Origin of the sequence: Streptomyces sp. NPDC060035, assembly GCF_042736635.1 — a bacterium.
In the GTDB taxonomy this organism is placed as follows: domain Bacteria; phylum Actinomycetota; class Actinomycetes; order Streptomycetales; family Streptomycetaceae; genus Streptomyces.
On sequence record NZ_JBHWVO010000008.1, the window covers coordinates 102177 to 115720 of the forward strand.

General features: G+C 66.8%; 12 protein-coding genes. 6 read left to right on the forward strand and 6 right to left on the reverse strand.

Annotation, left to right across the window (positions count from 1 at the left end; genetic code table 11):
* The first annotated feature begins 64 nt into the window (after window positions 1-64).
* Together ACFWBQ_RS15150 and ACFWBQ_RS15155 are read left to right on the forward strand one after the other, a co-directional pair.
* On the forward strand, window positions 65-409 hold the full coding sequence (locus ACFWBQ_RS15150) for a hypothetical protein (protein WP_385487989.1): 345 nt from the start codon (window positions 65-67) through the stop codon (window positions 407-409).
* A gap of 547 nt (window positions 410-956) precedes the next feature.
* The gene (locus ACFWBQ_RS15155) at window positions 957-1541 is read left to right on the forward strand and encodes a hypothetical protein (protein ID WP_385487991.1); all 585 of its coding nucleotides are present in this window, start codon (window positions 957-959) and stop codon (window positions 1539-1541) included.
* A 1452-nt stretch (window positions 1542-2993) separates the two neighbouring features.
* Here the strand turns inward: ACFWBQ_RS15155 and ACFWBQ_RS15160 are convergent.
* A complete protein-coding gene (locus ACFWBQ_RS15160; RefSeq protein WP_385487993.1) occupies window positions 2994-3251 on the reverse strand; it encodes a hypothetical protein in 258 nt (85 codons plus the stop codon).
* An 883-nt stretch (window positions 3252-4134) separates the two neighbouring features.
* Entirely contained in the window at window positions 4135-4638 is a 504-nt protein-coding gene (locus tag ACFWBQ_RS15165) for a hypothetical protein (RefSeq protein ID WP_385487995.1), read from the reverse strand.
* Window positions 4639-4722: 84 nt separating this feature from the next.
* Here ACFWBQ_RS15165 and ACFWBQ_RS15170 point away from each other — a divergent pair, with 84 nt between their 5' ends.
* Window positions 4723-5535, forward strand: coding sequence for a transposase (locus ACFWBQ_RS15170; protein ID WP_385488557.1), 813 nt, complete (start codon window positions 4723-4725; stop codon window positions 5533-5535).
* Window positions 5536-5913: 378 nt separating this feature from the next.
* Here ACFWBQ_RS15170 and ACFWBQ_RS15175 read toward each other — a convergent pair whose 3' ends face one another.
* On the reverse strand, window positions 5914-6210 hold the full coding sequence (locus ACFWBQ_RS15175; RefSeq protein ID WP_266737179.1) for a GYD domain-containing protein: 297 nt from the start codon (window positions 6208-6210) through the stop codon (window positions 5914-5916).
* Window positions 6211-6840: 630 nt separating this feature from the next.
* On the opposite strand from ACFWBQ_RS15175, the gene ACFWBQ_RS15180 reads away from it, so the two are divergent.
* Window positions 6841-8430, forward strand: a complete 1590-nt coding sequence (locus ACFWBQ_RS15180; RefSeq protein WP_385487998.1) for an ABC transporter substrate-binding protein — start codon at window positions 6841-6843, stop codon at window positions 8428-8430.
* A 406-nt stretch (window positions 8431-8836) separates the two neighbouring features.
* On the opposite strand, the gene ACFWBQ_RS15185 is transcribed toward ACFWBQ_RS15180, so the two are convergent.
* Window positions 8837-9643: a DUF1963 domain-containing protein gene (locus ACFWBQ_RS15185; protein WP_385488001.1), complete on the reverse strand. Its 807-nt coding sequence runs from the start codon at window positions 9641-9643 to the stop codon at window positions 8837-8839.
* 609 nt (window positions 9644-10252) lie between these two features.
* Between ACFWBQ_RS15185 and ACFWBQ_RS15190 the strand changes: the two genes are divergently transcribed.
* Window positions 10253-10483 (forward strand): Lrp/AsnC ligand binding domain-containing protein, encoded by a 231-nt coding sequence (locus ACFWBQ_RS15190; RefSeq protein ID WP_385488004.1) that lies wholly within the window; start codon window positions 10253-10255, stop codon window positions 10481-10483.
* Between the two features lie 252 nt (window positions 10484-10735).
* On the opposite strand, the gene ACFWBQ_RS15195 is transcribed toward ACFWBQ_RS15190, so the two are convergent.
* Together ACFWBQ_RS15195 and ACFWBQ_RS15200 are read right to left on the reverse strand one after the other, a co-directional pair.
* Window positions 10736-11278, reverse strand: a complete 543-nt coding sequence (locus ACFWBQ_RS15195; RefSeq protein ID WP_385488007.1) for a GNAT family N-acetyltransferase — start codon at window positions 11276-11278, stop codon at window positions 10736-10738.
* 406 nt (window positions 11279-11684) lie between these two features.
* On the reverse strand, window positions 11685-12713 hold the full coding sequence (locus tag ACFWBQ_RS15200) for a helix-turn-helix transcriptional regulator (RefSeq protein WP_385488010.1): 1029 nt from the start codon (window positions 12711-12713) through the stop codon (window positions 11685-11687).
* A gap of 42 nt (window positions 12714-12755) precedes the next feature.
* Between ACFWBQ_RS15200 and ACFWBQ_RS15205 the strand changes: the two genes are divergently transcribed.
* A complete protein-coding gene (locus tag ACFWBQ_RS15205; RefSeq protein WP_385488013.1) occupies window positions 12756-13307 on the forward strand; it encodes a DinB family protein in 552 nt (183 codons plus the stop codon).
* Window positions 13308-13544 lie beyond the last annotated feature (237 nt).

Genomic DNA, 13544 nt, shown 5'->3' on the forward strand with positions numbered 1-13544 from the left:
GACGGCCCACCAGAACCCCCGGGCCCGGAGACCGCCTGTCAGAGCCCGGTGGGAGAGTGTTGCCATGCAGGACACGCTCTTTGACATGCCGGAAGAGGCTCCGGAACACGCCGTGATCGCTCGCTTCCATCTGGGCGGAGACGACTTCGGTGAACCTGACCAGAGGTCATTGGTCTTCGACGCCGAGCGGTCAATCGGGGCCGCGGTCGCAGCCGCTGGTGTGGGTGAGGTCGACGGCAATGAGTTCGGCGGGGGAGAGGTTGTGATCTACGCCTATGGTCCTGACGCCGAAGCTTTGTTCCGGGCGATGGAGCCTGGGTTGCGGATGCTTCCGTTTCGGCCGGCACACGTTGTGCTGCGCTATGGGGAGTCCGGTGACGACGTCGTGAGCGAGCGTGTTGAGCTCTAGGAGCGCGTGCCAGATGCGTGCCAGATCGAGCGGTCAGCCACGGTTATTTGGAGAACGTCACGGCGTCAGCAGCTGGTGACAGCCGTCTCAGCACACAGACAGACTGAGCTGCGGTGATGACTCAGAGGCCGATACCAGGCTTACAAAGCAGATGTCGGCGGTTCGAAACCGTCCGCGCCCACCAGTCGGAACGCCCCCGCAGCGAGCCGCTGCGGGGGCGTTGACGGTAGTAGGTGACGGCAGTCCCTCCGGCCGTATCCCGTCGCGCAGGGGCTGAGTAGAAACTTTCTCTGCGGGTTCAAGGCACCCGGCTGCGCTCCGCTCCGCCGGGCGCGCTTCCCGGCTCCGGCCGCGCCGTGCGCGCCTGCCTCCGGCCCGCTCGGCGCTGCCGCCGCCGACGCGCGCCCACGACTGGATAGGCCCGGAGGGCATGAGACGAGAACCAAGCCCCCGGCTTGAAGTCGAATGACCCTGCTGGCCCGCTCGGTCGGCAGCCGTAGGCGATGGACAGCGCGTCCCAGGTCCGCCATGCTGCCCTGGCGATCACGTGCCGACGGTGGCTGCGTTGTGTGAGGGGCGGGTTTTGGTGGAGCAATTGCAGGTCGAGGCTGTTCCGCCGGAGCGCATCCGTTACCGGCATACGCGTCTCCAACGTGTACTGCCTGTTCTGCCCCTCCTTGTCGTCGTCGGGGGCACGATGGTCATCGATTGGGTGACCTTGAAGCGCGCCGGATCTGAGATAGCCGAGTCATTGGGTACGTGGGCCGCCATGGTGCTCGTGCTGCTGATCCTCGGGCAGTGCTTCGGCGTCACTCTCACGGAGTCGACGGTCATCGTGCACGGCCTCCGCCGCCGGACCATCCAGTGGTCGAACGTCCAGGCCATCCGCGTCGAGCGCTTCCAGGGGACCCGAGTCGTTGTGATCTATGAAGCGGGCGGCCGTCGTACTCGCCTTCGGGCACCGATCACCGGGTTCCTCTGCTGGGATCGGGGGTTCGAGGAGAAGTTCCGCACCATCGGCAGGTGGTGGCTGGACCACCGCGGCCCGGATTGGGCGCCTGTCCTGCTTCCGGGGGCGCAGTGGAGCGGCCCAACGGTTCCCGACGGGAACCCTTTCGCCGCTCCCACGTAGTCGGAGGCTGGTCCACGCACCCTCGGGCGGTGGAGCGTCTGATGGCCGTCGCCGGCCGTTCTGGCCAGAGCTACGAATCCTGGCCCGTGGGGCAGACCTCGGCGGGCGCTATCGCAGTCGGTGCGGCGCGCGCTCCAATCTGCGAATGAGCTGCCAGACGACGAGGATCGATAGCGCAGCGGCACAGATGCCCAGACCATCGCTGAGCACGTTCTGAACGCAGGGCCTGGCGAGCCTGACTTGCGATGAGGCCAGGTTCACATCCTTGTGCTCCTCGCGGCTGCGCCCGAAGTGCGCTCGCATCCGGTGGAGGAGGCAAGGGAAAAGCCCCAGGCCAGCGGCCCGGGACTTCTTGTTGTCTCGGAGGTTCTCACTGCCGTCATCAAGCTACCCCCGAGCTCCCTTCAGGCACTCGGACTGAGGAAGGACAGTGCGCCACTTGTCGGTAGAGCGATCGCCGAAGCCGATTCCAGTCCAGTAGATGCCGATAGACGCGCGGGGTATTCCGTTCGGAGCAGTAACGAAGAAGTGAGAGACGTATCGTTGCCCGCCCCTCGTTCGGCCCTCCACAGCCAGGACCCATCCAAAGCCACGGTTTGGCTTCCTAGGCACTCGGGCAGAGTTCACTACTTTCGGCGCTGCGCCAGGGGAGAGGCATTCGGTCCGCGCCTCGTCCAACACATCTTCACAAATTTCAACCTGAACAGTGGATTTCTCGCAGAAGTGCTCCGTGGTGTTGTCTGCAATGTCGGAAATCGCGTTCTTGAGGACTTCTCGCGCCTGGGCTTCCGTGACGCTCGACGGTCCGGGCCTGTCTTCGTTTGCACAGGCCGCCATAAAGAGCATGAGGCAGACGCCCACGAGGGCGACGAGCCACTGCCGTCGGCGGCTCGCGCGAACAGCGGGTTCCCCCAGCGGATTCATCGGGCAGTCCGCACCAGCCACAACAACCCCCACAGGCCAAGCCCCTGATCCCCGTGACCTGGCGGCTGACGGATCTTGCACCACCAGCCCGTCCCCGAGCGAGGAATTCACAGGCTCACCACCGTCGCCTCGCCACAAGAGGACGACGATCAGGAGGGCGATGGTGCCGGGACTCGGCCGGCACAGTACGGTCCGGGCATGTCGTCCGACTCCCCACCCAGGTGCCCTGAGTGCGATCAGCCGATGCGGTTCGGAGCCTTCGTGCTCTCCCGACGTACTGAGGACGGCAAGCGTGTCTGCCGCAGCGTGTGGGACTGCTCTCAGCGCCACATCTGGTGGCAGTGGGCCGACCGTCCAGACGAACCACCGGAGCCCTGTCCGCATCCCCAACTCATCAGCCCCTGATATCAGTCGGTGACATCAACGGCGACGGACGACAGCGGTACGGGACGACCAGTCGCAGCCCTACTGTCGAGGGCGGCAACACAACCAATTCAACGCCCCTCACCCTGCGGAGCCAACGCGCCATCACATACAGAGATGCGCCAGCAATGCTGCACGGCTCCCACACCTCGGTGCCAGTGCAGGCAGGCTTCCATCGCCGACGATGTAGATCGCCTGTGCGCCTACGGCGGGGGCGATGTAGCCATTGGTGCGAGATGAGGCACGCAGCAGCCAATCCACCGGCCGCCACGCTGGCCGGGCGAGATCATGGAGCCGCGCGCGCACCGCGGCAAGCAGGAAGCCCACAGCGAAGAAGAACTGCTGCCGGGGGGAGAAGACCATCCCGTCCTCGGGTGAGCCCTCGATGATGGCCGCCCACTCCGTTCGGAGGCGCATCCGCCGCGAGCCCGCGATGCGAACGGCGAGGCTAGTGTGGCGGCAAGCGCTCCGAGGCGCCGATCCGCGCGAGTGCCGTTGCGCCTGTAGTGACCACGACCGAGCTTCGCATTCTCGAAGCCGGGCGGGCTGGTCGCTGCGGCTGCAATCAACCGTTACAAAAAATCGTTGGGCGAAGGTGAATAGCCGATGACCCCAATGCGGATCGCGATAGCTGGGACCCCCCATCATTGGGGCGCACACGTCCAGGGCAGAATAAGGGCAGGATTCAACTCTTTCTGCATTCTGGTCCAGGGAATGCAGCGTTATGCTCTCCGAATGGCGATCCGGCGAATCTCATTCCAGTCCAGTAGGTGACTGTCGACGCCTTCGGTGCATCACTATCGAATGCAATGAACATCTCTGTTCGATAGCGAGCTCCCCCGAGTGTCCTTCCGTCGAGCACCAGGAGGCGGCCCCCTTGCTTCTCTTTCGTGTCTGGAATGCCAATAGAGTTAATCACGCTGGGGGATGGGCCGGGATTAAGGCAAGACGCTTTGGCGTCTTGCAATTGTGCATGACATGCCAGTCGATCGAGAGACAGTTCATCGCAAAGTGAATGCCCGTTCCCTTTAGCGCCAATTATCGCCTCCAGGACTTGCCGGGCCTGTTTATCAGTGACCTTTCCTTGAAATCTTGAGGATGCGCAAGAGCAGATCACCAGGGCGAGCGTGAAGACGGCAAGTGTGCGACGAGCGATCACTCCAAATGCTCCTGTCCAGTTAACGATGAACGCCTGGTGCTGCAGCGGCAGTTGATCTGGGTGCGCGTGGGAGACTCGTAGATGCAATCAGTCGGCGCCGGATCCGTGCACGGCCTGTTCCCAGAGGTCCAGCCCCACGCGGAGGAGTTCGCGCACGACCGCGGTCTCCTCGTCCGTCCAGGCTCCCTCGCCGGCGGTCGGTTCGAGAGCGTCACCGCCGAAGATCTTTTCGTAGGCGCTGTCGTGGATCGATCCTTGCGAGGGAAGGGGTGGGCCGACCTTTAGGCTGTGGGAGAGGTCTTCGAAGAAGTTCCATGCCTCCAGCAGCAGTCCTGCCGAGACCGAGTCAAGGTCAGGGTGCTCGACCCACCGACGTACGACGCCCAGATCGAGTGTGGCTCCGCCGTCCCAGACGAGCTCCCAGTCGTTGCGGTCACAGTATTTCTGCAGCGTCTTGAGGTCATGGAACGTGAGGAGTCTTCCGCGTTTGTCAACGGCGAGCTCATCGGAGGCATTGCCCTCCCCGGGCCGCCAGATCAGCGTCAGGTCTCCTCTCCTGGTGGCGATTTGGTACGGATAGTAGTCAGCCATGCGGGGTCTCCCTGGTGCCGCCGCGGTAGTCGCCGTGTGGGTCATCCTGCATGCAAATATCGTCGTGTGGTGACTTCGGATCAGGTGGAACTGTGGGGTGCGGAGCTGGCGGGTCCGGGGCCGTGGGTCGCTGGGTGTTTCGAGCGGTTGGAGCCGCGGGCGACGGCGGTCGCCTATGTAAGCGGGCTGCTGGCGGACGTGCCGCGCAAGAACGGGTGGCAGTTGGCTGAGCAGGCCGGTGCCGCGACGCCCTGGTCGACGCAGCGGCTACTGGGGGCCTCCGCTGGGATGCGGACGGGGTCCGCGATGTGGTGCTTTCCTGCGTGGTCGAGCGTCTGGGCGAGGCCGACGCGGTGCTGGTCCCTGGACGAGACGGGGTTCTTGAAGAAGGGCAGCCCGTCGGCGGGCGTTCAGCGGCAGTACACGGGCACGGTGGGGCGGATTGAAAACTGCCAGGTGGGGGTGTTCTTGGGCTACGCGTCCTCGCGCGGGCGGGTGCTGATTGACCGGGAGTTGTACCTACCGGACGAGTCGTGGGTGCGTGACAGGAGGTGGGCTTCGCCTCCACGCCGGGAGCTGGGGCGCCGCATGCTGGCCCGTGCGCTGTCGGCCGGGGCTCCGTTCGCGTGCGTGGCTCGGGTACCGCCGCATCCATGCGCCAACCGCGGCTGTCGTCGTGCGCCCGCCAGGGACTACGGGACAGCCCTTAGCCACCTGGTGGTCAGGGACCCTCGGCCTGCGCGGTGGGTGTGGGATGTGAACCCACGGTGGCTCGGGCCGCGACGGCTTTCAAGATCGCGTGGTGAGGGACGCAGCCCGACGGCGCAACCCCCAAGCCCTGAACCGGCTGCTGACGAAGATGCCGACGCCGGCGGACAGGGCGATGAGCGTGGATGAGGGCCCAACGCCAAGGGAGACCGGTTGGTGCCCGGCTGCCGGCGACAACGAAAACGTGATCACCACGAGGGTCGCTGCTGCTCCGGCGAGAAAGACCGCCAGTTCGGCCCACCACATCGCTCGTGTTGGTTGAGTCGTCACGGCATCGTTGTACACCATCAGTGTCTTGGCCGACCCTTGGCAACGGTTCGTCGCCGGGCAGGCCCGGATGTGAGGCGTGAGGCACTCAGGGGACCCCGACCGATCATGGTTGGCGGCCTTTGACATCCACTTTTGACATCAACGGGTGCGGTCACCCGCGGTCGGCACGCTGCGACTTCAGCATGCGGTCCAGGTGACTCGCTGCCGCGCGCCGGGTGTCCTGGACGACGTGGGTCGTCAGCCGGCCGCCTTGGCGATGATGCGCTCCATCTCCTCCGGGCCGAAGGCCCGCAGGGTCGTGGAACGGACGTTGCCCACCCCGCCGAGTTGCAGGAGGGCTGCCGTGGCGGTTTCGTCGTCGGGCGCCTCGACGATGGCCACGAGGTCGTACGGACCGACGGTCCAGTAGATGCTCAGTAGCTTCGCCCCGAGCTTCTGTACCGCTGACCCGAAGGCCTCGGAGCGCTTTGCGGTGTCCTTGTAGTTTCGGACCCCTTGATCGGTCCAGCTCAGCAAGGTGACGTACGTCGGCATGTTCTTTCACCTTCACGAGGAGACATATCGTGAGGCCAAGCCTGGACATCTGGGCTGAAACCTGCACGAGATGCGCACCCGAACGAGCATGGCGAGCGACCGCAGGCGTCGAGGGGCAGGCTGACATCCACGCCTGACATGAACGACAGCGGACACCGATGGTCGCCGCAGTTCTCTGCGGAGTGGATGCAGGTGCAGTCATGCAGGCGATCCAGGGTCGCTGTTGTCGCGGATCGAACGCACAACGTCCGCGCCCACGAGTGCAAAGGCCCCCAATCGATCATGGTTGGGGGTCTGTGACACGTCGTCCTGCGCGAGGCGGAAGGCCGACTGTCCACGACGCCGGAGGGCACCCCGCGCCCAGAGCCGCGTACAGATGGTGCGCGCCCTGTACGAACGCCCGGACCGGCTTACCGAAGCCTCCCCATGTCCGCCTGTGACGGCCAGGCAGCAGCTTTCCCGGGCGCGCACCACCAGGTACCGGGGGCATAACGAGGGGCTGCTGCCTCGCCCTTATGATCAGAGGAGAATGTGTGAAGCCTCCGTGTGCCTGGAGGGGGGGATCGCGGACCGCCAGGAGCAGCGACGACTGCACCCCGCGCGGCCGCCCAGAAAGCAAGAGGCAGTTCTGTGAACGTACGCAAACGGCGGACAAGTGCTCCCATCGGGGCCGGTCTCGCGGTGGTCCTGCTGGGCGGCTGCGGCATCCAGACCGACGGAGGTGTTGCCGAGCGCGGCGACTCGATCGTCGTGGGCATGTCGGATGACGTCCTGGCCGCGGATCCGGCCTCGGGTTACGACCCGGGGTCCTGGCTGCTTTTCAACAATGTCTTCCAGTCCCTGCTCAGCTTTCCCCGAGGGAGCTCGACCCCTCAGCCGGAAGCGGCGAAGTCCTGCGCCTTCGAGAACGGCAGCAAGGTGTACCGGTGCACGCTCCGTGACGGCCTGACCTTCAGCAACGGGAACAGCCTCACCGCCGAGGACGTCAAGTACTCCTTCGATCGGGCGATAAGGATCGATGACCCGGCCGGCCCCGCGCCGCTGCTCTCCTCGATCGCGAAGATCACCGCTCCGGACCCGCGAACGGTCGTCTTCCAGCTCAAAGTTCCCGACGCCACCTTCCCCAGCAAGATCGCTTCGGGCGCCGGCTCCATCGTGGACCACAGCGAGTACCCGGCGAACAGCCTGCGCAAGGACGGCAAGGCCGTCGGGTCGGGACCCTACGAGCTGAAGTCCCTCGACAAGTCGAAGGCCGTCTTCTCGGTCAACTCCGGCTACCGGGGCACAGCGCGGACGAAGAACTCGGGCGTCACCCTCGAATTCTTCCGGGGCAACCAGAAGAAGCTGGCGTCCGCGCTGCAGAAGGGGGACATCGACGTCGCCTACCGCGGTCTGGCCGCGCGGGACATTGCCCAACTGGAGGATTCCAGCGCTGCGGCCGACAAGGGCATCGACATCGTCGAAGGCACCAGCGCCGAGGTGCAGCACCTGGTCTTCAACATGAAGGACCCGGTGGCCAAAAAGCTCCCCGTGCGTAAGGCCATCGCGTACCTGGTGGATCGTGATGCCCTCGTCAGCGAGGTCTACCACTCCACGGCCACCCCGCTGTACTCGATCGTCCCGGCCGGTATCACGGCCCACAACACCGCGTTCTTCGACATGTACGGCGGGAGCCCGCAGCCGGCCAAGGCCGAACAGGCGCTGCGCACCGCGGGCATCACCGACAAGGTGAAGCTCACGCTGTGGTCCACGCCGAGCCGCTACGGCCCCGCCACCGACAACGAGCTCACGGCGATCGCCAAGCAGCTCAACGCGAGCGGACTGTTCGACGCGGAGGTCAAGTCCCTGCCCTTCGATCAGTACGAGGAGCGGATCGAGGCCGGCGAGCTCGGCGTCTATGTGAAGGGCTGGGTCCCGGACTACCCCGACCCGGACAACTTCACCCAGCCGTTCTTCGGCGAGGACAACGTCCTGCAGAACGGCTACGTGAGCAACGACATCACCGGCCGGATCATCCCTGGCACCGCCGCACAGGCCGATCGGGGCACCACCCAGAAGGCCTTCGGCGAGCTCCAGGACAAGGTGGCCGAGGACCTGCCGATCCTGCCGCTGTGGCAGGGCAAGCAGTACGCGGTGGCGTACGACAACATCTCCGGTCTGGAATGGACCCTGGACGCATCGACCGTCTTCCGCTTCTGGGAGATCAGCAAGTACTCGTAGAGCTTTGTCCGCTCGATCGAGCTCCAGTCGATCCCTGCGCGCCGTGTGTGTTGGTTCCGGCCGAGAAGGGTGTCGACGGAGGCCGGGAGTTCGTCGGGCAGCGTAACCCGCTGCCCGACATCGTGGCGGACCCGGAGTCGAACCGACCTGGCAGGACCGCTTTGAGCTCGGCGCCAGGCCTACAAGCAGATGTCGGCGGTTCGAAACCGTCCGCGCCCACCAGCCGGAATGCCCCCGCAGCGAGCAGCTGCGGGGGCATTGACGGGAGGAGGTGACGGCAGCCCTGAGGCGCCTGGAGTCGCGCTGGGTTGCGTGAGTGGACATGTCCCCGGCGGTGTCGCCCATCGATTGTGGGCGGCGGCCCACCGGCTCGACTCGTTCATGGGAACTCAACCGACCTCAGCTGTCAGTGGCAGTCGAAGCGCCAGTCCCACGGGAGGCCGGGGCACTGGCGGCAATGGAAGAAGTAGACGCCGCCGCAGTCTCCCAACTGGATGTCGCCGGTGATGGTCAAGAGGTGTTCCATGCGGTGTCCGCTCCCGCAGTTCGGCCAGTCGGCAGGCTGCGTCCAGGCGGGCCAGCCCCCGACCTTCGTCCCGATGATGTTGGAGTCGGGTGGCCACACGGAGCCGCCCGTCGGCGACCGGAGACGAGGCTCCCAGGTCTCCCACATGTCCTTGGGCAGATCCAGCCACCTCGGGCAGTCCTCCGCGGTGGTCGGGGACAACGTGGACGGTTCCGGCATGTGGTCCTCGTCGTACTCCCCGTCGCTCACCCCGGGGATCTCGGTCAGCAGCCCTCCGGCCACGACCTCCGCCTCGTTGCGCCAGTACAGCTGCGGCATCACCGGCCCGGGATCCTGCTCATGTATCAGCGCGCACCACACCAGCTGAAGCAGGTCCTTCCCTTTCGGGAACTCCAACCCCGGCACATCCTGGGCGAACAGCTGGAGGATCGGCACCATCGGCACGGCGCCCGGGACGATCTCGGTGCGGTTGCGCCAGTCGGATCCGTACGTCCAGTGGTCTTCCTGCGCGCAGTACGGCCACGGCTCGTCCGCCGGCCACAGCAGCTCGCCTCCCAGCGAGCTCTCCCGCACACCAGGGTCGCCCGGCTCCGGGTTGAGGAGGGTGGCTTCCCGGGCAAGGGCCGCGTACTCCGGTATCAGGGTCCGCAGATCCTTCGCGGGCAGCTCGGGTGTGTCTCCGGACATCGTGGCTCCTCAAGGCGTGCAAACAACGACGGAACGCTGCGGGCACGTTAGTACGTGCCACCGACAACCCCAGACAGCAACGGTCGCCTCATCACACCCCTCTTCCTCCGAGAGCCCAGGTTCCACGGCCAGGAGGGTGATCGCCGGTTTCACTCCTGCACAGCCGGTCCAGCTCGCCGTTGGCCCTCAGTCATCGGCCGGCATTCGGCGTCAGGGTCACAGCTGCCTACCGACCGAGCTCGACAGCCGACTCGACCAGGCCGGTACGGAGCTGTTCGACTCCATCGGCTGCTGTGCCCACGACTCCCAGCACTCCGCGGCTGCCTGCACTCACGTTTCCACCACCCCGAATTGATCCGTCCCCGCGGCCGGCAGTACAGCAGAGGGAGTTGAGCACGGTGCGAAGCCGCATGACGTTCGACTACCGCCGGGCGGATGCGTCGGCGGAGTATGCCGAGACGGACGTCGACGGGAAGAGGAGGACGCCGTCGAGTACCCGTGACACCAACTACCGACGCCGGCATGAGCGTACGGCGACGATTCGGCCCGATCGCGGGTACCCGGGCAGCCGGCCGCTCAGACGTAACACCTGGTCCAGCTTCCACCAGTGTGTACGCCACCGACCGCAAAACGGTCCAGGAGTTCGAGACCACTGTGGCCTCCTACGAGGAAGTCGTCGAGTTCCGGCGGTTCTTCGGCCGCCCCGACTACTTCCTCCGTGTCGCCGTCGCCGACCACGCCGCCAATGAAGCCTTCCTGACCGGCAAGCTCACCGGACTGCCCGGAGTCCTGCGCACCGAATCGCACCTGACCATGAAGAAGATCAAGACCGAGTCGTGACCAGCACAGCACCCGCCCCCACGCCGCTGTGAACTCCGCTGATCCTGAAGCGCCACCCAGGGTGTCCGCTGACGGACGATCACCCGCTCCAGCACTCGTTCCTGATCGGCACGAGTCTCAACTCCGCCCGCACCAGCCCTGCGGCCAGCAGCTGCCACCTTGGAATCGGCTCAACAACGTGTGTTCGTCCAAGAGCCGGCGGTCATGGGCCTGGGGTGAGCGTGCGATCGGGTGCTCGTGGCAGGGCCGAGGTCAGGGGCGGTTCAGGCCCCACGTCTGCAGGGCGTAGGGCCGCCCCTTCTCCTCACCCGTGATCAGCGGCACGTCGAGCAGTCTGAAGCCCGCCTTGGCGGCCACGGCGACGCTGGCGGCGTTCTCGGCCTCGAGCTCCAGGATTGTCTGCCCCGCGCCCAGCTGCTCGAAGGCGTACGCGGCCATCACCCGCACCGCCCGCGCCGCCAGCCCCTGGCCGCGGTGCGCCGGGCCGACCACGTAGCCGAGCTCCGTGCCTTCGGGGGCACGCCGCAGCATCACCTCGCCGAGCGGTGCTCCGCCATCGACAGTGATGGCGAGCAGGATGGTCGTGCCTTCCGCCCGCAGTTTCCGGTCCCGGCCCAGCCGTGCGCGGGCGGCCGCTTCGTCGAAGGGGGAGACGATCGGTGTCCAGTACGCGATATCCGCGTGGTCGAACAGCTCAGGCATCGCGGCCAGATCTGCCTCCGTCCAGTCGCGGAGGACGAGGCCCTCCCCCGAGAGCTCGATCCGCTCGGGAAAGGACGACGTGGTGCTGCTCATGGTGGGGTTCCTCCCTGGCCTGTTCAGGACAAGGCAGGATATCCGGGGGCAGGCAACAGCTCACCAGTTTTTTCCTGGGGGCTCTCGCGCCCCGGCCGTGGTGATGTCCGTAAGCACCACCGACGGCTCCCGCGGCCCACCTGCTGCAGGCCAAGCACGACCACTTCCTCTTGGGCGCCCGGCATGCCACCAGGCTCCTGCGGATCCTGCTCGTGGAAGTGGGTTCCGGAGGGGCGGACCCTGCTCGTGGAAGTGGGTTCCGGAGGGCTCGATCCGCGGCACTCATGGTCTGCCTGCGGTCCGTGGACCCGTGAAGCTCGTAGGCGAAATACCTGCCTGGGCGAAATTGCACAGCGGATGTCGGCGGACTCGCGTGCGGCGTCCTGACCCAGCCGGCTCTGGCCGACTATGTGCCGTGCGGCGTGTTCGGAACGAGTTCATCAACGCGATCCGCATCCTCGATCGGCCCTCCGCCCGCCCGCAGCAGGTGCTCCCCAAGGGCGCGGGTCGCCTCCCTGAGCTCTCGGGGCTTGACGACGCGGAAGGGCGCCTTGATGGCCGTGAGCTGCTCCGCGTACCAGTCCGGTTCGTCCGTGGTGGCGATCAGGCGGGTGGTGGCCGCGTCCATCGGTTCGCGCCTGCCCAGGTTGCGCGGGAGCCATTGGGCGACCACCGCGGCGGGGGCGTCGATGATGATTTCGACCTCGTACTTCCAGCCCTCGGCCAGGTGTTCCTCGAGCACCTCCGCCGGGTTGAGGCCGGCCGGAGGGGTGCAGGCGGAGTCGAGGACGTCGACGCCGGTGATTCTGTCCACGCGGAGGACTCGTCTCGCGTCCTTCGTGTGCGACCAGCACAGCAGATACCAGCGGCCATGGCGCACGACGACCGCCCACGGATCGACGTCCATCGTCCGTTCCCGGCCGGGCCCCGCCCGGTAGCCGAGTCGCAGCCTGCGGTGCGCGGCGCAGGACTGGACGAGCGCGGCCGTGGTTTCGGGGCTCGGGGGGGTCGCCCGGGGATCTGGAGCCGGCGCGGTCACCGTCCGTACCGCCTGCGCCGGGTTGGCGACCGGTCCAGGGAGTACGCGCATGATCTTGCCCAGTGCGCTGCCCACCGGGCCGGCCGCGTCAGCCGCGTGGTGATGGCCGTCCAGGACGGCCATCACCAGACCCAGCGCCTCGGCTCCGGTGAACATCAGGGGAGGGACCCGAAGACCACGTCCCACGCGGTAACCCCCGTGCGGGCCGCGGGTGGACTCGATCGGAACACCTGCCTCGCGCAGGATGCCGACGTACCGGCGCGCCGCCCGGTCCGAGACACCGAGCCTGTCGGCCAGTCGGCTCGCCGTGATGCCCGGGCTGTTCTGGACCAGTTCGAGGAGCAGCAGCGCCCGGGCGGTCGGGCTCTCGTCGTGCTTCACAGGTAACCCCGGCATTCCGGCAGTGGATCGTCCGGAACTGACCGTAGCCTCCCCGCCATGACTGAGAACAGCGAGGCGGTTCCGCAGGAGCCGCCGCTCGCGGGCGACGAGACCGACACCCTGCTGGGTTCCCTGGAACGCCAGCGCAGGACCTTGGAATGGAAGTGCGCAGGGCTGGACGCGGCCGGGCTGCGGGTGACCGTCGGCGTCTCCTCGATGACCCTGGGCGGGCTGCTCAAGCACGTGGCGCTCGTGGAGGACGACGTCCTCTCGCAGAAGCTGCTCGGGCACCGTCCCGCGGCCCCGTGGGATGCCATCGACTGGGACGCCGATCCCGACTGGGAGTGGCGCACCGCCGCCGAGGACACCCCCGAGCAGCTCCTGGCGCTCTGGAGGGACTCGGTGGCCCGCTCCCGCGCCCACGTGCGCCAGGCACTGGCCGACGGGGGGCCGGGACGGATCGGGGCGTTCGTCCACCCACGCGGAGGGTCACCCAGTCTGCGGCGCCTGCTCGTCGACCTCATCGAGGAATATGCGCGCCATGTCGGGCACGCCGATCTCATCCGCGAGTCCATCGACGGGCTGGTGGGAGAGGACCCACCGCGATGAGGGGCTGACGGTGTCCGGCAAGAACCCGCCGGGCCCCTCCGGACGGGCGACCGGTACCGAGCCGCTACGGACTCCGCGCAGGAGGACGGATTCACCGCCCCCTCGGCCTGCTCGAACACCGGGTCAGCGCCACCAGGCCGCCGGCGGTGGCGGTAGCTCGGCCTGTCGGCGCGACAGTCCCTTTCCCTCCGGCGAGTGACCTGCCGCGTGGCCGCCGGGGCGGGCGCGGCACGTCCT